19 protein-coding genes are annotated in these 18,953 nt (G+C 58.6%); 15 read left to right on the top strand and 4 right to left on the bottom strand.

The window, feature by feature from the left end:
- The first annotated feature begins 265 nt into the window (after positions 1-265).
- The 4 genes from ABLV64_RS05910 to glnB all read left to right on the top strand — a co-directional run bounded on the left by ABLV64_RS05910 (position 266) and on the right by glnB (position 4,131).
- Positions 266-1,687: a HAMP domain-containing sensor histidine kinase gene (locus tag ABLV64_RS05910; RefSeq protein WP_004201845.1), complete on the top strand. Its 1,422-nt coding sequence runs from the start codon at positions 266-268 to the stop codon at positions 1,685-1,687.
- Between the two features lie 29 nt (positions 1,688-1,716).
- Positions 1,717-2,403, top strand: coding sequence for a two-component system QseEF-associated lipoprotein QseG (gene qseG, locus ABLV64_RS05915; protein WP_048295292.1), 687 nt, complete (start codon positions 1,717-1,719; stop codon positions 2,401-2,403).
- Positions 2,390-3,727, top strand: coding sequence for a two-component system response regulator GlrR (glrR, locus tag ABLV64_RS05920; protein ID WP_004201849.1), 1,338 nt, complete (start codon positions 2,390-2,392; stop codon positions 3,725-3,727). Before qseG ends, glrR begins: the two co-directional genes overlap by 14 nt.
- Positions 3,728-3,792: 65 nt before the next feature.
- The gene (gene glnB, locus ABLV64_RS05925) at positions 3,793-4,131 is read left to right on the top strand and encodes a nitrogen regulatory protein P-II (RefSeq protein ID WP_002914032.1); all 339 of its coding nucleotides are present in this window, start codon (positions 3,793-3,795) and stop codon (positions 4,129-4,131) included.
- Positions 4,132-4,205: 74 nt separating this feature from the next.
- On the opposite strand, the gene hmpA is transcribed toward glnB, so the two are convergent.
- The gene (gene hmpA / locus ABLV64_RS05930; protein WP_032456468.1) at positions 4,206-5,396 is read right to left on the bottom strand and encodes an NO-inducible flavohemoprotein; all 1,191 of its coding nucleotides are present in this window, start codon (positions 5,394-5,396) and stop codon (positions 4,206-4,208) included.
- 325 nt (positions 5,397-5,721) lie between these two features.
- Here hmpA and glyA point away from each other — a divergent pair, with 325 nt between their 5' ends.
- Positions 5,722-6,975, top strand: coding sequence for a serine hydroxymethyltransferase (gene glyA / locus ABLV64_RS05935; protein ID WP_002914027.1), 1,254 nt, complete (start codon positions 5,722-5,724; stop codon positions 6,973-6,975).
- A 55-nt stretch (positions 6,976-7,030) separates the two neighbouring features.
- Here the strand turns inward: glyA and ABLV64_RS05940 are convergent, their stop codons facing one another.
- Positions 7,031-7,453: a DoxX family protein gene (locus ABLV64_RS05940; RefSeq protein ID WP_048326434.1), complete on the bottom strand. Its 423-nt coding sequence runs from the start codon at positions 7,451-7,453 to the stop codon at positions 7,031-7,033.
- 300 nt (positions 7,454-7,753) lie between these two features.
- On the opposite strand from ABLV64_RS05940, the gene ABLV64_RS05945 reads away from it, so the two are divergent.
- Complete coding sequence (locus ABLV64_RS05945; protein WP_049003912.1) at positions 7,754-8,890, top strand: 3-phenylpropionate MFS transporter; 1,137 nt, start codon at positions 7,754-7,756, stop codon at positions 8,888-8,890.
- Here the strand turns inward: ABLV64_RS05945 and csiE are convergent.
- The gene (gene csiE / locus ABLV64_RS05950; protein WP_017900424.1) at positions 8,887-10,164 is read right to left on the bottom strand and encodes a stationary phase inducible protein CsiE; all 1,278 of its coding nucleotides are present in this window, start codon (positions 10,162-10,164) and stop codon (positions 8,887-8,889) included. The two genes, ABLV64_RS05945 and csiE, sit on opposite strands and share 4 nt — an antisense overlap.
- Before the next feature lie 124 nt (positions 10,165-10,288).
- On the opposite strand from csiE, the gene ABLV64_RS05955 reads away from it, so the two are divergent.
- Together ABLV64_RS05955 and ABLV64_RS05960 are read left to right on the top strand one after the other, a co-directional pair.
- Positions 10,289-10,927, top strand: coding sequence for a DUF1007 family protein (locus ABLV64_RS05955; RefSeq protein ID WP_004201860.1), 639 nt, complete (start codon positions 10,289-10,291; stop codon positions 10,925-10,927).
- Positions 10,918-11,898 (top strand): nickel/cobalt transporter, encoded by a 981-nt coding sequence (locus ABLV64_RS05960; RefSeq protein WP_135722300.1) that lies wholly within the window; start codon positions 10,918-10,920, stop codon positions 11,896-11,898. Before ABLV64_RS05955 ends, ABLV64_RS05960 begins: the two co-directional genes overlap by 10 nt.
- Positions 11,899-11,946: 48 nt before the next feature.
- Here ABLV64_RS05960 and suhB read toward each other — a convergent pair whose 3' ends face one another.
- The gene (gene suhB, locus ABLV64_RS05965) at positions 11,947-12,750 is read right to left on the bottom strand and encodes an inositol-1-monophosphatase (protein WP_002913995.1); all 804 of its coding nucleotides are present in this window, start codon (positions 12,748-12,750) and stop codon (positions 11,947-11,949) included.
- A 120-nt stretch (positions 12,751-12,870) separates the two neighbouring features.
- Here suhB and trmJ point away from each other — a divergent pair, with 120 nt between their 5' ends.
- From trmJ to hscA, 7 genes are all read left to right on the top strand, one after another.
- The gene (trmJ, locus tag ABLV64_RS05970; protein WP_017900427.1) at positions 12,871-13,605 is read left to right on the top strand and encodes a tRNA (cytosine(32)/uridine(32)-2'-O)-methyltransferase TrmJ; all 735 of its coding nucleotides are present in this window, start codon (positions 12,871-12,873) and stop codon (positions 13,603-13,605) included.
- A 252-nt stretch (positions 13,606-13,857) separates the two neighbouring features.
- Positions 13,858-14,349, top strand: coding sequence for a Fe-S cluster assembly transcriptional regulator IscR (gene iscR, locus ABLV64_RS05975; protein WP_002913993.1), 492 nt, complete (start codon positions 13,858-13,860; stop codon positions 14,347-14,349).
- A gap of 178 nt (positions 14,350-14,527) precedes the next feature.
- Positions 14,528-15,742, top strand: coding sequence for a cysteine desulfurase (iscS, locus tag ABLV64_RS05980; RefSeq protein ID WP_017900428.1), 1,215 nt, complete (start codon positions 14,528-14,530; stop codon positions 15,740-15,742).
- Between the two features lie 26 nt (positions 15,743-15,768).
- A complete protein-coding gene (gene iscU, locus ABLV64_RS05985) occupies positions 15,769-16,155 on the top strand; it encodes a Fe-S cluster assembly scaffold IscU (RefSeq protein WP_002913991.1) in 387 nt (128 codons plus the stop codon).
- A 17-nt stretch (positions 16,156-16,172) separates the two neighbouring features.
- On the top strand, positions 16,173-16,496 hold the full coding sequence (gene iscA, locus ABLV64_RS05990) for an iron-sulfur cluster assembly protein IscA (protein ID WP_002913979.1): 324 nt from the start codon (positions 16,173-16,175) through the stop codon (positions 16,494-16,496).
- 74 nt (positions 16,497-16,570) lie between these two features.
- Positions 16,571-17,086: a co-chaperone HscB gene (gene hscB / locus ABLV64_RS05995; protein ID WP_004201868.1), complete on the top strand. Its 516-nt coding sequence runs from the start codon at positions 16,571-16,573 to the stop codon at positions 17,084-17,086.
- A 15-nt stretch (positions 17,087-17,101) separates the two neighbouring features.
- Positions 17,102-18,952: a Fe-S protein assembly chaperone HscA gene (gene hscA, locus ABLV64_RS06000; RefSeq protein ID WP_004201870.1), complete on the top strand. Its 1,851-nt coding sequence runs from the start codon at positions 17,102-17,104 to the stop codon at positions 18,950-18,952.
- The last annotated feature ends 1 nt before the right edge of the window (position 18,953 follow it).

The following is an 18,953-nucleotide window of genomic DNA, read 5'->3' on the forward strand; positions in this document are numbered from 1 at the left end:
CACCTTCTTATGTCAGCCCCTTCGGGACGCGCTACATAAACTTCGAATGACGCACAAACAGGTGCCTGCCGTCCAACTCCTGATAATAGCCTGGCTTTATCAGACATCGGGCGAAACGTCGAGTAAGGCACCGCCTCATTCCTGAACAAAGCCAGGCCTTGCGCCTGGCTTTGTTGTTTCTGGGGCGCCGTGGCGACGGGTATCGCTTTTCTCCGGCGCGCTCCTCAGTTAGCATCGACCAGAGCTAATGATTGAGACCACACCTTTGAAGCGACTCTCTCTTTTTCCCCGTTCGCTGCGTCAGCTGGTGACGCTCTCCTTTGTGCTGATCCTGCTGCCGTTACTGGTGCTGGCCTGGCAGGCCTGGCAGAGCCTCAATGCCCTCAGCGCCCAGGCGGCGCATATCAACCGTACGACGCTGGTCGATGCCCGCCGCAGTGAGGCGATGATCAATGCCGCGCTGGAGATGGAACGCAGCTATCGCCAGTACTGCGTGCTGGACGATCCGACGCTGGCGCGCGTCTATCAAAACCAGCGGCAGCGCTACAGCCAGATGCTGGACGCGCACGCCGGCGTGTTGCCGGACGAAAAGCTCTGGCAGGCGCTGCGCCAGGATGTCAGCGATCTGGCGCAGCTGCAGTGTAACAACAGCGGCCCTGACGCCGAGGCAGCCGCCAGACTGGAAGTTTTCGCCAGTAATAACAGCGACATGGTCCAGGCGACCCGGGCGGTGGTCTATTCCCGCGGCCAGCAGCTGCAGCAGGAGATTGCCGAGCGCGGCCAGTTTTTCGGCTGGCAGGCGCTGGTGCTGTTTCTGCTGAGCCTGGCGCTGGTGCTGCTTTTCACCCGCATGATCATCGGCCCGGTGAAAGGTATCGAAAGAATGATCAATCAGCTGGGCGCAGGGAAGTCGCTGGACGACGCGGCATTGTTTACTGGCCCGCGCGAGCTGCGCTCGGTGGGCAAGCGCATCATCTGGCTCAGCGAGCGCCTGGCATGGCTGGAGTCGCAGCGGCATCAGTTTCTTCGCCATCTGTCGCATGAGCTTAAAACCCCGCTGGCCAGTATGCGTGAAGGCACCGAGCTGTTGGCCGACCGGGTCGCCGGACCGCTGACGCCGGAGCAGCAGGAGATCGTCGAGATCCTCGACAGCAGCAGCCGCAACCTGCAAAAGCTGATTGAACAGCTGCTGGACTACAACCGCAAACAGGCCGACGGCCCGGTAGCCCGGGAAGCAGTGGACCTGGTGGAGCTGGTGGAAAACGTCGTGGCGGCGCACAGTTTGCCTGCGCGGGCTAAACTGATGCATACCGAGCTGGCGCTGCGGGCGCGGCATTGTCTGGCGGAGCCTGCGTTATTGATAAGCGTAATGGATAATCTCTACTCCAATGCGGTGCACTATGGCGCTGAATCCGGTAACATTCGTATCCATAGCTACCGGCACGGAGAGCAGGTGCGTATTGATGTCGCCAACAGCGGCGAACCGATCCCGGCCGCGGAAAAGAATATGATTTTTGAGCCTTTTTACCAGGGAAGTCACCAGCGTAAGGGGGCCGTTAAAGGCAGTGGGCTGGGGTTAAGCATCGCCCGCGACTGTGTCCGTCAGATGCAAGGGGAACTCAGTCTGGTTGACGCCCCCGCCGGGCAGGTCTGTTTTCGCATTACGCTTCCCTCAGCGCCGGAATAATCCAACTAATGAATCGATATCGGGGAACTATGTCCCAATTCCTGGCCTGGCGCCGTTCCCTTAGCGGATGGCTGCTCTCAGGCATTGCTTGTCTGACGCTGGCGGGGTGTTCCGCCGGCTTCTCGCCGCATAGTGCGGAAGGTGCCGCCGCCCCCGGGCAGGCGCAGCACCAGGTGGCCGATTTTGTCGCCGTGGACTGCGCTGATATCTGGGCGCACAGCAGCGATGCCAGCGACAAAAACCCCCTCTACTGGCTGCGGGGCATTGACTGCGCCGATCGTCTCGCGCCGGTGCAGGCGCGAGCGGAGGCGAAACGCCATACCGACGACAGCTGGCAGGACGCGTTCCGCCGCGGCATTCTGCTTGCCGATGCCAAAATTACCCCTGACGAGCGCCGCGAGCTGGTGACGCGTCTCGACACCTTCAGCCCGCAAATTGCCGTTCAGGTCCGCCCGCTGTATCAGCTCTGGCGCGACGGGCAGACCCGTCAGCTGCAGCTGGTGGAGGAACGAGCCCGCTACGCGAAGCTTCAGCAGTCCAGCGATAGCGAGCTGGAGACGTTGCGCCAGCAGGAGCAGTCGCTGCGCCAGCAGCTGGAGCTGACCACCCGTAAGCTGGAGAATCTGACGGATATTGAACGCCAGCTCTCCAGCCGCAAGCCGGGCGGCAATTTCGGCAGCGAAAAAGTACCGGAGGTGATCCATGACGATCCGTAAACCGGCGCGTTTGCTGCTGGTGGATGACGATCCGGGGCTGCTGAAGCTGCTCGGCATGCGTCTGGTCAGCGAAGGCTATAGCGTGGTCACCGCCGAGAGCGGACCGGAAGCGCTGCGCGTGCTGGGACGTGAGAAAGTGGATCTGGTGATTAGCGATCTGCGGATGGATGAAATGGACGGCCTGCAGCTGTTCAGTGAGATCCAGAAGGGGCAGCCCGGCATGCCGGTGATCATTCTCACTGCCCATGGCTCGATCCCCGACGCGGTGGCGGCCACCCAGCAGGGCGTCTTCAGCTTCCTGACCAAGCCAGTTGATAAAGACGCCTTGTATAAAGCCATTGATGAGGCGCTGGAGCAGCGATCGCCAGCCACCGACGAAGCGTGGCGCCAGGCGATTGTCACCCGCAGCCCGCTGATGCTGCGCCTGCTCGAGCAGGCTGGGATGGTGGCGCAGTCCGACGTCAGCGTGCTGATTAACGGCCAGAGCGGGACCGGGAAGGAGATAGTCGCCCAGGCGATCCACAACGCCAGCCCGCGTCATGACAAGCCTTTCGTGGCGATTAACTGCGGCGCGCTGCCGGAACAGCTGCTCGAGTCCGAACTGTTCGGCCATGCGCGGGGCGCCTTTACCGGCGCGGTCAGCAACCGCGAAGGGTTATTCCAGGCCGCAGAAGGCGGCACGCTGTTTCTCGACGAGATCGGCGATATGCCTGTCGCCCTGCAGGTGAAGCTGCTCCGCGTCCTGCAGGAGCGTAAGGTTCGCCCGCTCGGCAGCAACCGCGATATCGAAATCAACGTGCGGATCATCTCCGCCACCCACCGCGACCTGCCGAAGGCGATGGCCCGCGGCGAGTTTCGCGAAGATCTGTTTTATCGCCTCAATGTGGTTAACCTGAAGATCCCGCCGCTCTCCGAACGCACGGAAGATATTCCGCTGTTGGCCAACCATCTGCTGCGTCAGTCCGCCGATCGCCATAAGCCGTTCGTGCGGGCATTTTCCAGCGATGCAATGAAGCGGCTGATGGCCGCCAAATGGCCGGGCAATGTGCGCCAGCTGGTGAACGTGATTGAGCAGTGCGTGGCCCTGACCTCGTCGCCGGTGATCGGCGATGCGCTGGTGGAACAGGCGCTGGAAGGCGAGAACACGGCGCTGCCGACCTTCGTGGAAGCGCGCAATCAGTTTGAGCTGAACTACCTGCGCAAGCTGCTGCAGATTACCAGGGGCAACGTCACCCACGCCGCGCGGATGGCTGGACGCAACCGCACCGAATTCTATAAGCTGCTGTCGCGCCATGAGCTCGACGCCAATGACTTTAAAGAGTAGCTCCGCAACATAGCGCAAGATATGATACGGTAAGCAACCGGTTACGCGACTAAGACAGGAACACCATGAAAAAGATTGATGCGATTATTAAACCTTTCAAACTGGATGACGTGCGTGAAGCGCTGGCCGAAGTCGGCATCACCGGGATGACGGTAACGGAAGTGAAAGGCTTTGGCCGCCAGAAAGGGCACACCGAACTCTACCGCGGCGCGGAATATATGGTGGATTTTCTGCCGAAAGTGAAAATTGAAATCGTGGTGACCGACGATATCGTCGATACCTGTGTGGATACCATCATCCGTACCGCGCAGACCGGTAAAATCGGTGACGGCAAGATCTTTGTCTTCGACGTGGCGCGGGTCATTCGTATCCGTACCGGCGAAGAAGACGACGCGGCGATTTAACGCTCGCCGCTCGTTGCAGTATTGCCGGGTGGCGCTGCGCTTACCCGGCCTACAAATCCCCGCGGCGTCGGGGCTTACAGCACCTTATGCGGGCCGAAGCATTCGTAATGAATGTGGTCTTTATTGACCCCTAATTCTACCAGCTGCTTCGCTGCAAACTGCATAAACGCTACCGGGCCGCAGAGATAATACTGCATCTGCGGGTCGCGAATAGTTTCCGCCACCGCCGCTAAATCCATCAAACCTTCGCTATCAAAACGTCCTGCCTGACGGTCAGCCTCGCTCGGGTTGCGATACCAGACGTGAGCGGTAAACGCCGGCAGCGCCGCGCCGAGCGCCTGCACTTCATCGGCAAAGGCGTGGACCTCGCCATTTTCCGCCGCATGGAACCAGTTCACCTGACCCTGATGATGGCTCTTCGCCAGCGCATCCAGCATCGCCAGCATCGGCGTTTGCCCGACGCCGCCGGAGATCAGGGTGACCGGCGTCTGCGGCTCAACATTAAGGAAGAAATCTCCCGCCGGGGCGGCCAGATAGACCACATCGCCTTCGCTGGCATGGTTATGCAGCCAGCTGGAAACCTGGCCGCCTTCTTCGCGTTTAACCGCGATGCGGTAGCCCTTACCGTCCGCTTTGCGGGTCAGGGAGTACTGGCGAATTTCCTGATATTCGAAGCCTTCCGGCTTCAGCCAGATGGCCAGATACTGGCCAGGCTGGTAATCGGCGACCGGCTGGCCGTCGACCGGCTCGAGCTCAAAGCTGGTGATAAACTGGCTGCGCGGGGTTTTCTTCACGATGCGGAACGCGCGAGTCCCTTCCCAGCCGCCGGTTTTACTGGCGTTTTGCTGATAGATCTCGGCTTCGCGGCCGATAAAGACGTTCGCCAACACCCCGTAGGCTTTACCCCAGGCATCGAGCACTTCCTGGCCCGGACTGAACATTTCATCGAGGGTCGCCAGTAGATGGCTGCCAACAATATTGTACTGCTCCGGTTTGATCTGGAAGCTGGTGTGTTTCTGGGCGATCTTTTCCACCGCCGGCAGCAGGGCAGGCAGGTTATCGATATTGCTGGCGTAGGCGGCAATGGCGTTGAACAGCGCTTCACGCTGGTCGCCGTTGCGCTGGTTGCTCATATTGAAGATCTCTTTGAGCTCCGGGTTATGCGCGAACATCCGATCGTAGAAATGGGCGGTTAACTTTGGTCCAGTCTCTACCAGCAGAGGGATGGTGGCTTTGACCGTAGCGATGGTTTGAGCGTCGAGCATAGTGTGCTTCCTTGGGTGTTATCTTAATGATGTATTTTAAATGCATCTTAAGGAAATAACCCTGCGTTGTAAATGGTTCTTTAACACTTTCCGCCGTTGCAGTTACAACATGAAGAATTTGCATCACAATCCTGAAAAGAAATCCGTTGATACTGAGAGAGGCGTTATTGCTCAAAGCCTTGTGTCATGCGGAGCCAAACGTTTGCGTAAAATCCTTTGTCAAGACCTGTTATCACAGAATGATTCGGTTATACTGTGGGCCGTTGTCCAATCGGACCGCCTTTTTAGGCCGAAATTTTATTGTTAGCTGAGTCAGGAGATGCGGATGTTAAAGCGTGAAATGAACATTGCCGATTATGATGCCGAACTGTGGCAGGCTATGGAGCAGGAAAAAGTACGTCAGGAAGAGCACATCGAACTGATCGCCTCCGAAAACTACACCAGCCCGCGCGTAATGCAGGCGCAGGGCTCTCAGCTGACCAACAAATACGCTGAAGGATATCCGGGCAAGCGTTACTACGGCGGCTGCGAATACGTCGACGTGGTTGAGCAACTGGCTATCGACCGCGCGAAAGAGCTGTTCGGCGCTGACTATGCTAACGTCCAGCCGCACTCCGGCTCCCAGGCTAACTTTGCCGTCTACACCGCGCTGCTGCAGCCGGGCGACACCGTGCTCGGTATGAACCTGGCGCAGGGCGGCCACCTGACTCACGGCTCCCCGGTTAACTTCTCCGGCAAACTGTACAACATCATCCCTTACGGTATTGATGAGTCCGGCAAAATTGACTACGACGACATGGCGAAGCAGGCTCAGGAACACAAACCGAAGATGATCATCGGTGGTTTCTCCGCTTACTCCGGTATCGTTGACTGGGCAAAAATGCGTGAAATCGCCGACAGCATCGGCGCTTACCTGTTCGTCGATATGGCGCACGTGGCAGGCCTGATTGCCGCTGGCGTATACCCGAACCCGGTTCCGCATGCTCACGTCGTGACCACCACCACCCACAAAACCCTGGCGGGTCCGCGCGGCGGCCTGATCCTGGCGAAAGGCGGTAGCGAAGAGCTGTATAAGAAGCTGAACTCTGCGGTATTCCCAAGCGCGCAGGGCGGCCCGCTGATGCACGTTATCGCGGCGAAAGCGGTGGCGCTGAAAGAAGCGATGGAGCCAGAGTTTAAAGTTTACCAGCAGCAGGTTGCGAAAAACGCCAAAGCAATGGTGGAAGTGTTCCTGAACCGCGGCTACAAAGTGGTGTCTGGCGGTACTGAGAACCACCTGTTCCTGCTGGACCTGGTGGATAAAAACCTGACCGGTAAAGAAGCTGACGCCGCCCTGGGCCGCGCCAACATCACCGTCAACAAAAACAGCGTGCCGAACGATCCGAAGAGCCCGTTCGTGACCTCCGGTATCCGCATCGGTTCTCCGGCTGTGACTCGTCGCGGCTTTAAAGAAGCGGAAGTCAAAGAGCTGGCTGGCTGGATGTGTGACGTGCTGGACAATATCAATGACGACGCGGTCATTGAGCGCGTGAAAGGTAAAGTGCTGGATATCTGCGCCCGCTTCCCGGTATATGCGTAAGCGTTAGCGTTGACATCAAAAAGGCCGCGTATGCGGCCTTTTTTGCGTCTGGAGATTAGCGGCGGTCGAGGGAGATCGCCCCGGGGCCGGTTACCGCTAGCAGCAGGAAGGCGCCGGCGATGCTGACGTTTTTCCAGAAGTTAATCATGTTCGGCAATACCGCATCGCCAGTCATATCCCAGTAGTGATGGCCAATCACCGCCGTGCCGAGGGTGTAGAAGATAAAGATGACCGCCAGCGGGCGGGTGAAAAAGCCCAGCACAATTAAAATCGCGGCAGGCACTTCCATAATGACGGCGATAATCGCCGCCAGGGTCGGCATCGGCGCGCCGGAGGCGGCCATGTATTGCACCGTACCGCTAAAGCCCAGCAGTTTGGGGTAGCCAAAAAGTAGAAACAGAACCACCACGGCGATGCGGGCGATGAGCAGTAGCAGAGAGCGGGATGCGCCAAAATCAAAATAGCGGAGTGTGTTCATAATCAGCTCGTTATGAGAGACGTGTGATTTAAACGTAATACACAAAGTTGCCAGCCGCCATAGCAGGAAAATAATAATGTCGCGCTTCGTTTCATTAGGATTTCGCCGTATCGTTGGTCGCACTTTGATGCCCGGTTATCGGATTTTATTTAATACAACCGGTGACGGAGTGGGGAGTGCTCCGTGATGCGCGTCACGATTTAAAGACAAATGTACTCAACTTCCATATAGAGAGTGAGACACAGGTTTACTCACGATGGGGTTTATCGCCAGACTATCGCCACCATTCGGGAGGAAATCATGGTCTTGCACTCCACGCGCTGGCTGGCGCTCAGTTATTTCACTTACTTTTTTAGCTACGGTATTTTTCTGCCCTTCTGGAGCGTCTGGCTGGCCGGCAACGGGCTGACCCCGGAAACCATCGGCATTTTGCTTGGCGCCGGTCTGGTGGCCCGTTTTCTCGGCAGTCTGCTGATCGCCCCGCGGGTGAGCGATCCCTCCCGGCTGATCGCCGCGCTGCGCGTGCTGGCGCTGTTAACCTTGCTCTTCGCGCTGGCCTTCTGGGCCGGCACCCACGTAGCATGGCTGCTGGCGATTATCATCGGCTTCAACCTGTTCTTTTCACCGCTGGTGCCGCTGACGGATGCTCTGGCCAATACCTGGCAAAAGCAGATCACCATGGACTATGGCCGGGTGCGGCTATGGGGCTCCATCGCCTTTGTGATTGGTTCGGCGCTGACCGGTAAGCTGGTGAGCCTGTTCGATTACCGGGCGATCCTGCTGATGCTAAGCCTGGGCGTCGCCTCGATGCTGCTCGGCATGTTGCTTAAGCCGTCGGTGATGCCTCAGGGGGCGTCGCGCCCGCAGCAGGGGGCCGGAATGGCGGCCTGGCTGACGCTGGTGCGCCAAAGCTGGCGCTTTCTCGCCTGCGTTTGTCTGCTGCAGGGAGCGCACGCCGCCTACTATGGCTTTAGCGCCATCTACTGGCAGCAGGCCGGGTATTCTGCCTCGGCGGTCGGTTATCTGTGGTCGTTAGGCGTGGTGGCGGAAGTGGTGATCTTCGCGCTGAGTAAAAAGGTGTTCCGCCGCTTCAGCGCGCGGGATCTGCTGCTGCTCTCTGCCCTGTGCGGGCTGGTTCGCTGGACGCTGATGGGCTGGACCACAGCGCTGCCGGGGCTTATCCTCGCGCAGATCCTTCACTGCGGGACCTTTACGGTGTGTCATCTGGCGGCGATGCGCTATATCGCCGCCCGCCAGGGCAGCGAAGTGATCCGCCTGCAGGCCGTCTACTCCGCGGTGGCGATGGGCGGGAGTATCGCCATTATGACCGTCTTCGCCGGCTTCCTCTATCAGCACCTGCACCAGGGCGTGTTCTGGGTAATGGCGCTGCTGACCATCCCGGCGTTGGCTATTCGGCCAAAAACGGTGGCGGCCTAGTCCTCGAGCATCGCGCAGATATGCTGCTGCTGGCGTTCGGTGAAGCAGTTCTCCGCGTGGATCAGCGGCGGTGAAAACAGCGGCAGCGCCGTCGCATAGGGAGTGACGATAAGCGTCACCCCTTTGGGCGCGCCTTCCTTCTGAAAGCGCTCTACGCTCTGGTATTTGATATTCAGCGGCAGCAGCGTCAGTTCGCGCAGCTGCTGCTCCAGGGCCGCTTCCATATCCGGATTATCATCGGTCAGCAGCAGAACCTGCTTCTCGTGCAGGTCGCTTTTCTGCATCAGCCAGGCGCCAAAGATCACCGCGATTAAGCTGGTCTCTTCCTCATTAAAACGGACGTGCCAGGCCTCCTCGAATTCGCTCAATGCCGCCTGGGTGGTACGCAGTAAACGAGGATAGAGCCGGCTCACTTCCTCCGTGAGCGTGCTGTCGATGCCGATGGCAAACACGCTGCGGATCAATGCCTGCGACAAGTGAATATAAAGCTGGTCGCTCAGCCCCTGCTCGTCACTGAACGACCTGCCGGCGAGCATCTGGAAGCGGTGGATCAGGCCGGAAATAGCCAGCCGCAGGCGTCGATCCTGCGGGTGACCATCGCGAAGCGGATCGGGGGTTTTGAGCATCATAAACAGCAGCGAGAGGAAAAAAGGCTCTCCGACATGCGGCGGAGCGCCGACCCGGCGCTGCCAGTGGCGGACAATCTCCTGCGCCAGAGTGAACTCGGCGGCGGTCTGCGCCCAGCGTTGCTGTTCATCATTGAAGTCGGGTGAATAGCCCCGGTGATGCTCAAGCAGGCAGTACTGCAGGTACAGGCGCAGAAACTGGACGTCCCGGCAGTCGAACTGGCGATTGAGCGCTCGTGCGCAGCGGTTCACCAGCGCCTGCAGGTTGGTATCATCGTACAAGGTACGGGCGATGCCTTCCTGTTTAAGCTGCGTTTTCAGCGCCGGGGTAAAATGATGGTTAACGAACTGCGGGCACAGGCGCAGGCCCCGCCGCAGCGCATGCAGCAGGCATAAACGTTGGTCGAGCGCGGCGCCTTCAATCCGATAGCTGCCGTCCACCTGTGACCGAAGGGTCAGGCGGTGGTAACGCTGAATTTCGCGTCCGGTCTCCTCGATATCCTGCCGGGCCGTGGTCTCATCAACGAGGTTGATTCTGCCAAGCCGTTCAGTCGTTACCGACTGTCCGGGCAGATAAAACATCAGGAGCACCTGGCTACGGCGCTGTGGACTGGAAAGCGCAGATGGTGGTTCAATGACGGTCATCATCTGGTAAGTTCCAGTTAGGGTTTCCGCTAAGGATAGACAATGACGGCGGCGGGGGCAGGGAAGTGCGCCCGCTTTAGCTCAGGATTGCTGGCGAAGTTCACAGAATTTTTCACGTGAGGAACAGATGAACAGAGTGAAACAATGCACCAGCGCGGCGTTTTTCATGGTTTTATCATGGACAGCCGCTGCGCATCCGCATAGCTTCATCAGTTTGCAGAGCGAGCCGGTGGTCAAAGACGGCCTGCTGAGCGCCTTTAAAATGCGCTGGACAATGGATGAAATAACCTCCTCGGATCTGCTTTACGACGCCGGAAACGCTAAACCGGGCAGCGAAGTATGGAAAAAACTGGCGGCGGAGGTGATGGCCAACGTGCTCGGCCAGCACTATTTCAGCGAGCTGTGGCACAACGGCCAGCGGGTGAAATTTGACAATCGCCCCGACGGCTACGGTCTTGAGCGCGACGGCCTGCAGGCGGTACTGACCTTCACCCTGCCGCTGGCGACGCCGCAACCCGTTGCCGGGCAGACATTTACCTTTTCCACTTTCGATCCGACCTACTATGTCGATATGTTTTATGACAAAGATAGCGATTTTTCCCTGCCCGCCGCGCTGCAGGCCGTCTGTAAGGCAACGGTGATGACGCCAAAACCGAATGACAAAATGCTCTCATACGCCCAGTCGCTGGATAAAGCGGATGCGCCGCCTGAGGATATGGCGCTGGGCAGCTATTTTGCCCAGAAGGTGACGCTGACATGTCAGTAATTTTTACCCCTCGCGCGCGAACTTCGCGCTGGAAAGCGCTGTGGCCGCTGGCGCTGCTGCTGGCCGTGAGCGTAACGGGCGGCATCTGGCTGTGGCTGGCCTGGCCGCAGGTGCTGATGCAGAGCGCGGTCTGGCAGCGCGCGCTCAATCTGGAGCTCAGCCGCCTGCTGCAGGCGGTGGCGGAGAACCCGGCTGCGGCGGGGCTGTCGCTGCTTGGATTCAGCTTCGTTTACGGGGTGCTGCATGCCTTAGGGCCCGGCCACGGCAAAATTGTCATTACGACCTGGCTTGCCACCCATCCCTCAAAGCTGAAATCGAGTATTAACCTGACGCTGGCCGCCTCTTTGTTGCAGGGGCTGGTGGCTATCGCGCTGGTGGTGGTGGTGCTGGCGCTACTGCAGCTGCCAGCGCGCCAGCTGCATCTCAGCAGTTTCTGGCTGGAGAAGGGCAGCTATTTGCTGGTGGGCGCGTTAGGTCTGCTGCTCTGCTGGCGGGCGCTGAAAAAGCTGCGTCTGCTGCTGAGCCGGCCAACGTTTACCGCGTTCACCCCGCATCATGTTCATAACGAACACTGCGGCTGCGGGCATCAGCATCTCCCGGCCCCGGAGCAGCTGCAGGCCGGCGATGACTGGCGGGCTCGCACCGTGATTGTCCTGTCGATGGGCATGCGTCCCTGCTCGGGGGCGATCATGGTCCTGCTGTTCAGCAAAGTGATCGGGGTGTTCAACTGGGGGATGGCGGCGGCGCTGGCGATGGCGGCAGGGACCTCATTGACTATCACGGCGCTGGCGCTGCTGGTGCACAGTTTTCGCCAGCTGGCGGTGAAGCTGGGTCAGCATCAGGCGCCGCCGCTGTGGCGCCAGGTAGGCTGGCTGACGCTGGCGCTGGCCGGCGGCGTGGCGCTGCTGGTGGCCGCTGTCGTGATGTGGAGTAGCGCGATCGCGCCAGGCGGCGGTTTGCGACCGTTTTAGAACATAAAAAAAGGAAGCCGCGGCTTCCTTTTTGACATCAGTAAGAGATTAACGCTTCAGCGCATCGCTCAGCTGCTCGCGCATGTTCGCCAGCATCGCTTTTACCACGCGCGGGTTACCGGCAACGATGTTGCCCGTCAGCATATAGTTATGACCGCCGGTGAAGTCGCACACGATAGCGCCTGCTTCACGAGCGATCAGCTCGCCTGCGGCGAAATCCCATGGTTTCAGGGCGATTTCAAAGTAACCGTCAACGCGGCCGGCGGCAACGTAGGCCAGATCCAGTGCGGCGGAGCCGGTACGGCGGAAATCGGCGCATTCGGTGAACATGTTGCCGAGAATATTCATGTAAGTGGTGGCGTGCTGCTTCGCCTTGAACGGGAAGCCGGTCGCGATGATGGTGCCGTCGAGGTCGCGAGCGTTGCTGCCGCGCAGACGGTAGCCGTTCAGCTGCGCGCCCTGGCCGCGGGTCGCGGTGAACAGTTCGTTACGCATCGGATCGTAAACCACCGCGACTTCAGTACGGCCTTTGATGCGTACGGCGATGGAAACAGAGAAGTGCGGCAGACGTTTTACGAAGTTGGTGGTGCCATCCAGTGGATCGATAACCCATTGAACATCCTGCTCTTCACCAGCGTGTTCACCGCTTTCTTCGGTGATAATGGTGTGCTGCGGGTAAGATTTGCGAATGGTTTCGATAATAATCGCTTCGGCGGCTTTATCGACGTTGGTCACAAAATCATTGCTGCCTTTCTGGCTGGTTTCTACGGTGTCTGGCGTTTCGTAGTGTTTGGCAATTAAATTACCCGCCTTGCGCGCGGCGCGCACGGCGATGTTCAGCATCGGATGCATCGGTCTCTCTCACTGGATGTTAAAGAACGGGAAAAAACGGCGCATATAATAACAGCGAAATCTGCTTATGTCTCCGTTTTATGGTAGCATGCCCGAATAATCTTTAGCCGAAGAACCATAATGCTGCAAAATATTCGAATCGTACTGGTAGAAACTTCCCACACCGGCAATATGGGCTCCGTTGCCCGCGCGATGAAAACCATGGGCTTAACCAACCTGTGGCTGGTCAATCCGCTGGTGAAGCCTGATTCCCAGGCCATTGCTCTGGCTGCGGGCGCCAGCGACGTCATTGGCAACGCGCAGATCGTCGATACCCTTGATGAAGCGCTGGCGGGCTGTAGCCTGGTGGTTGGCACCAGCGCGCGCTCCCGCACGCTGCCGTGGCCGATGCTCGACCCGCGCGAATGCGGTCTGAAAAGCATCGCCGAAGGCCAGCATGCGCCGGTGGCGCTGGTGTTTGGCCGCGAGCGCGTTGGCCTGACTAACGATGAACTGCAGAAGTGTCACTACCATGTGGCCATCGCCGCCAATCCGGAGTACAGCTCGCTGAACCTGGCGATGGCGGTGCAGGTTATCGCCTATGAAGTGCGGATGGCCTGGCTGGCGGCGCAGGAGCAAGCGCAGCCGGCGGTTGAACATGAAGAGGCGCCGTACCCGCTGGTGGACGATCTGGAGCGATTCTACGACCATCTTGAGCAGACGCTACTGGCGACGGGCTTTATCCGCCCGAATCATCCGGGGCAGGTGATGAACAAGCTGCGTCGTCTGTTCACCCGCGCACGTCCGGAAAGCCAGGAGCTGAACATCCTGCGCGGCATGCTGGCGTCTATTGAGCAGCAGAATAAAGGTAAGTAAGAGCGTTAACGCCGGATGGCGCTTCGCTTATCCGGCCTACGAATCTACATCTCTGTTGTAGCCCGGGCGAGGCCTTTGGCCGACCCCGGGAGCGGCTCGAAATTAATAACGGCACGGAAAGCCAAATACCTGACTAAAACAGTCAAGTAAATAGTTGACCAAATTACTCGGGAATGTCAGACTTGGCCCTGCTATGCAATACCCATATTAATAAAAAGCCCGGCCAGGGGCGAGTTTGAGGTTAAGTAAGACATGAGACTGACATCTAAAGGGCGTTATGCCGTGACCGCGATGCTTGACGTTGCGCTCAACTCTGAAACGGGCCCGGTGCCGTTGGCAGATATTTCAGAGCGTCAGGGAATTTCGCTTTCCTATCTGGAACAGCTGTTCTCTCGCCTGCGTAAAAATGGCCTGGTTTCCAGCGTTCGTGGCCCAGGCGGTGGTTATCTGTTAGGTAAAGATGCCGGCAGTATCGCCGTCGGCGAAGTCATCAGCGCCGTGGACGAATCCGTTGACGCCACCCGTTGCCAGGGCAAGGGCGGCTGTCAGGGCGGCGATAAATGCCTGACTCACGCGCTGTGGCGCGATCTGAGTGAGCGTCTGACCGGCTTCCTGAACAATATCACCCTCGGAGAACTGGTGAATAACCAGGAGATCCTCGATGTTTCCGGTCGTCAGCATCAGCACGAAACCCAGCGCAATGCGCGCACCCAGGACGCGATCGACGTTAAACTGCGCGCCTGAGTGACCCGTCCCGTTTCGGGCTGCGGCTGACAGGGCGAGGCAGCGCGAAACGGCGGGACAACGATTATAAAGAGCTTTCAGAATCAGGCCGGGATGCTCCGACATTCCGTGTACTCGGTCGTACATCAAGCCGGTTGCCTGATTCCTTGCATTGAGTGATGTACGGAGTTTAAGAGCAATGAAATTACCGATTTACCTCGATTACTCCGCAACCACGCCGGTGGACCCGCGTGTTGCCGAGAAAATGATGCAGTTCCTGACCATGGACGGGACCTTTGGTAACCCGGCCTCTCGTTCCCACCGTTTTGGCTGGCAGGCTGAAGAGGCGGTTGATATCGCCCGCAATCAGATTGCCGAGCTGGTCGGTGCCGACCCGCGCGAAATCGTCTTTACCTCTGGTGCGACTGAATCCGACAACCTGGCGATCAAGGGTGCTGCCAACTTTTATCAGAAAAAAGGCAAGCACATCATCACCAGCAAAACCGAGCATAAAGCGGTTCTGGATACCTGCCGTCAGCTGGAGCGCGAAGGCTTCGAAGTGACCTACCTGGCGCCGCAGAGCAACGGGATTATCGATCTGAAAGAGCTGGAAGCGGCGATGCGTGACGACACCATCCTGGTTTCCATCATGCATGTGAATAACGAAATCGGCGTGGTGCAGGATATCGCTACCATCGGCGAGATGTGTCGCGCCCGCGGTATCATTTACCACGTAGACGCCACCCAGAGCGTGGGCAAGCTGCCTATCGATCTCAGCCAGCTGAAAGTGGACCTGATGTCCTTCTCCGGTCACAAAATCTACGGTCCGAAAGGCATCGGCGCGCTGTACGTGCGTCGTAAGCCGCGCATTCGTATCGAAGCGCAAATCCACGGCGGCGGCCACGAGCGCGGTATGCGTTCCGGTACTCTGCCTGTTCACCAGATCGTCGGCATGGGTGAAGCTTACCGTATCGCCAAAGAAGAGATGGAAAGCGAGATGGCGCGTCTGCGCACGCTGCGCAACCGTCTGTGGAACGGCGTGAAGGATATGGAAGAAGTGTACCTCAACGGCGACCTTGAGCAGGGCGCGCCGAACATTCTTAACGTCAGCTTCAACTATGTTGAAGGCGAGTCGCTGATTATGGCGCTGAAAGACCTGGCGGTTTCCTCCGGTTCAGCCTGTACTTCCGCGAGCCTTGAGCCATCCTACGTGCTGCGCGCGTTAGGCATGACTGATGAACTGGCGCACAGTTCTATTCGTTTCTCTTTAGGTCGTTTCACTACCGAAGAAGAGATTGACTACGCCATCAACCTGATTCGTAAATCCATTGGCCGTCTGCGCGAGCTTTCTCCACTGTGGGAAATGTTCAAACAGGGCGTGGATCTGAACAGTATTGAATGGTCACATCACTAATTCGGCACCAATAAGGAGAATTCATCATGGCATACAGCGAAAAAGTTATCGATCATTACGAGAACCCGCGCAACGTCGGCTCTTTTGACAACAGCGACGAGAACGTCGGCAGCGGCATGGTCGGCGCGCCGGCCTGCGGCGACGTGATGAAGTTGCAGATTAAAGTCAACAATGAAGGTATCATTGAAGACGCGCGCTTCAAGACCTACGGCTGTGGTTCTGCTATCGCTTCCAGCTCCCTGGTCACCGAGTGGGTGAAGGGTAAATCCCTGGACGAAGCGCAGGCGATCAAGAACACCGATATCGCCGATGAACTGGAACTGCCGCCGGTGAAAATTCACTGCTCTATTCTGGCGGAAGACGCGATTAAAGCCGCGATTGCGGATTACAAAAGCAAACGTGAAGCAAAATAATTAGTTGAGGTTTTGTTATGTCGATTACTCTTAGCGACAGTGCAGCAGCGCGAGTCAATGCCTTCCTGGCAAACCGCGGAAAAGGGTTTGGCCTGCGCCTGGGCGTGAGAACCTCCGGCTGCTCAGGTATGGCCTATGTACTGGAGTTTGTTGACGAGCCGGCGGCTGAAGACACCGTGTTTGAAGACAAAGGCGTGAAGGTCGTGATCGACGGCAAAAGTCTGCAATTCCTCGACGGCACGCAGCTGGACTTCGTCAAAGAAGGCCTTAACGAAGGGTTTAAGTTCACCAACCCGAACGTCAAAGATGAGTGCGGCTGCGGCGAAAGCTTTAACGTATAATCGGTACACCCCAACCCCACCGCGGTCACGCCGCGCGTGGGGTTTTCGTTTAGATGCATGACCCTGAGGTTACTATGGACTATTTCACCCTCTTCGGGTTACCAGCCAGCTATACCCTCTCGCTTGAACAACTGGCTGTCCGGTATCAGGATCTGCAGCGCCAGTACCATCCGGATAAATTTGCCAGCGCGCCCGCTGCGGAGCAGCTTGCGGCGGTTCAGTATTCCGCCACCATTAACCAGGCCTGGCAGACGCTGCGCCATCCCCTGACCCGCGCAGAATACCTCCTCTCGCTGCATGGCTTCGATCTGGCCAGCGAGCAGCATACCGTTCGCGATACCGCGTTCCTGATGGAACAGCTGGAACTGCGCGAAGAGTTGGATGAGATCGGCCAGGCGAAAGACGAAGCGCGGCTGGAAAGCTTTATCAAACGAGTGAAAGCGCTGTTTGATACCCGCCATCAGCTGATGGTTGACCAATTGCATAATGAGAGCTGGGAGGCGGCGGCGGACACGGTGCGTAAGCTCCGTTTCCTCGATAAACTGCGCAGCAGTGCTGAAGAACTCGAAGAAAAACTGCTCGATTTTTAATTTTCGGAAGCAATTATGGCCTTATTACAAATTAGTGAGCCCGGCCTGAGCGCCGCGCCGCACCAGCGTCGTCTGGCGGCCGGTATCGACCTGGGCACCACCAATTCTCTGGTGGCTACCGTGCGTAGCGGCCAGGCCGAGACTCTGCCCGATCATCAAGGCCGCTATCTGCTGCCGTCGGTGGTGAACTACCACGCATCGGGGCTGACCGTCGGCTATGACGCCCGGCTGAACGCCGCCCAGGATCCCGCCAACACCATCAGCTCCGTGAAACGGATGATGGGGCGCTCCCTCGCCGATATCCAACATCGCTATCCGCATCTGCCGTATCAGCTGCAGGCCAGTGAAAACGGCCTGCCGATGATCCAGACCGCCGGCGGCCTGCTGAACCCGATTCGCGTCTCCGCCGATATTCTGAAAGCGCTGGCTGCCCGGGCCACTGAAGCGCTGGCCGGCGAGCTCGACGGCGTGGTGATCACCGTTCCCGCTTATTTTGATGACGCCCAGCGTCAGGGGACCAAAGACGCGGCGCGTCTGGCGGGTCTGCACGTGCTGCGCCTGCTTAATGAACCGACCGCGGCGGCTATCGCCTATGGCCTTGATTCCGGCCAGGAAGGGGTGATTGCGGTCTACGATCTCGGCGGCGGCACCTTCGATATCTCTATTCTGCGCTTAAGCCGCGGGGTGTTTGAAGTGCTGGCTACCGGCGGCGACTCGGCCCTCGGCGGGGATGATTTCGATCATCTGCTGGCGGACTACCTGCGCGAGCAGGCAGGCTTCAGCGACCGTAGCGACAACCGCCTGCAGCGTGAGCTGCTGGATGCCGCCATCGCGGCGAAAATTGCCCTTAGCGATGCCGAGGTGGCGCACGTTGAGGTCGGCGGCTGGCAGGGCGATATCACTCGCAGCCAGTTTAACGATCTGATCGCCCCGCTGGTAAAACGCACGTTAATGGCCTGCCGCCGGGCGTTGAAAGACGCTGGCGTTGAGGCGCAAGAGGTGCTGGAAGTGGTGATGGTCGGCGGTTCGACCCGCGTGCCGCTGGTGCGCGAGCGCGTAGGCGAATTCTTCGGCCGCACCCCGCTGACCGCCATTGACCCGGACAAAGTCGTCGCCATTGGCGCGGCGATCCAGGCCGATATTCTGGTCGGCAACAAGCCGGACAGCGAACTGCTGCTGCTCGACGTTATCCCGCTGTCGTTAGGGCTGGAAACCATGGGCGGTCTGGTGGAGAAAGTGATCCCGCGTAATACCACCATTCCGGTGGCCCGCGCCCAGGAGTTCACCACCTTCAAAGATGGCCAGACGGCGATGTCCATTCATGTGATGCAGGGCGAGCGTGAGCTGGTGCAGGATTGCCGTTCGCTGGCGCGCTTTGCGCTGCGCGGTATCCCGGCGCTGCCGGCGGGCGGGGCGCATATTCGCGTCACCTTCCAGGTGGATGCCGATGGCCTGCTGAGCGTCACGGCGATGGAAAAATCGACCGGCGTGGAAGCCTCTATTCAGGTGAAACCGTCTTACGGTCTGACCGATGGCGAAATCGCCACCATGATTAAAGATTCGATGAGCTACGCCGAACAGGATATTCAGGCGCGCATGCTGGCTGAACAGAAAGTAGAAGCCGCACGCGTCCTGGAAAGCCTGACAAGCGCGCTGGCCGCCGACGCCGCGCTGTTAAGCGCCGCGGAGCGTCAGGCTATCGATGCTGCTGCGGAGCAGGTACGCGCCGCCGCGGCAGGCGACGACGCCGACGCCATTAAAGAAGCGATTAAAAATATCGACACACAAACCCAGGAATTCGCCGCCCGCCGTATGGATCAGTCGGTCCGTATCGCGCTGAAAGGCCAATCCGTGGACGAGGTTTAAA

This window comes from Klebsiella sp. JB_Kp031, from assembly GCF_040064295.1.
GTDB lineage: Bacteria > Pseudomonadota > Gammaproteobacteria > Enterobacterales > Enterobacteriaceae > Klebsiella > Klebsiella quasipneumoniae.

Bases quoted from the DNA above. Each gene is read 5' to 3' on its own strand.
- qseG (WP_048295292.1), top strand. From the start codon at position 1,717: ATGTCCCAATTCCTGGCCTGGCGCCGTTCCCTTAGCGGATGGCTGCTC.
- glrR (WP_004201849.1), top strand. From the start codon at position 2,390: ATGACGATCCGTAAACCGGCGCGTTTGCTGCTGGTGGATGACGATCCG.
- glnB (WP_002914032.1), top strand. From the start codon at position 3,793: ATGAAAAAGATTGATGCGATTATTAAACCTTTCAAACTGGATGACGTG.
- hmpA (WP_032456468.1), bottom strand. From the start codon at position 5,396: ATGCTCGACGCTCAAACCATCGCTACGGTCAAAGCCACCATCCCTCTG.
- glyA (WP_002914027.1), top strand. From the start codon at position 5,722: ATGTTAAAGCGTGAAATGAACATTGCCGATTATGATGCCGAACTGTGG.
- ABLV64_RS05940 (WP_048326434.1), bottom strand. From the start codon at position 7,453: ATGAACACACTCCGCTATTTTGATTTTGGCGCATCCCGCTCTCTGCTA.
- ABLV64_RS05945 (WP_049003912.1), top strand. From the start codon at position 7,754: ATGGTCTTGCACTCCACGCGCTGGCTGGCGCTCAGTTATTTCACTTAC.
- csiE (WP_017900424.1), bottom strand. From the start codon at position 10,164: ATGATGACCGTCATTGAACCACCATCTGCGCTTTCCAGTCCACAGCGC.
- ABLV64_RS05955 (WP_004201860.1), top strand. From the start codon at position 10,289: ATGAACAGAGTGAAACAATGCACCAGCGCGGCGTTTTTCATGGTTTTA.
- ABLV64_RS05960 (WP_135722300.1), top strand. From the start codon at position 10,918: ATGTCAGTAATTTTTACCCCTCGCGCGCGAACTTCGCGCTGGAAAGCG.
- suhB (WP_002913995.1), bottom strand. From the start codon at position 12,750: ATGCATCCGATGCTGAACATCGCCGTGCGCGCCGCGCGCAAGGCGGGT.
- trmJ (WP_017900427.1), top strand. From the start codon at position 12,871: ATGCTGCAAAATATTCGAATCGTACTGGTAGAAACTTCCCACACCGGC.
- iscR (WP_002913993.1), top strand. From the start codon at position 13,858: ATGAGACTGACATCTAAAGGGCGTTATGCCGTGACCGCGATGCTTGAC.
- iscS (WP_017900428.1), top strand. From the start codon at position 14,528: ATGAAATTACCGATTTACCTCGATTACTCCGCAACCACGCCGGTGGAC.
- iscU (WP_002913991.1), top strand. From the start codon at position 15,769: ATGGCATACAGCGAAAAAGTTATCGATCATTACGAGAACCCGCGCAAC.
- iscA (WP_002913979.1), top strand. From the start codon at position 16,173: ATGTCGATTACTCTTAGCGACAGTGCAGCAGCGCGAGTCAATGCCTTC.
- hscB (WP_004201868.1), top strand. From the start codon at position 16,571: ATGGACTATTTCACCCTCTTCGGGTTACCAGCCAGCTATACCCTCTCG.
- hscA (WP_004201870.1), top strand. From the start codon at position 17,102: ATGGCCTTATTACAAATTAGTGAGCCCGGCCTGAGCGCCGCGCCGCAC.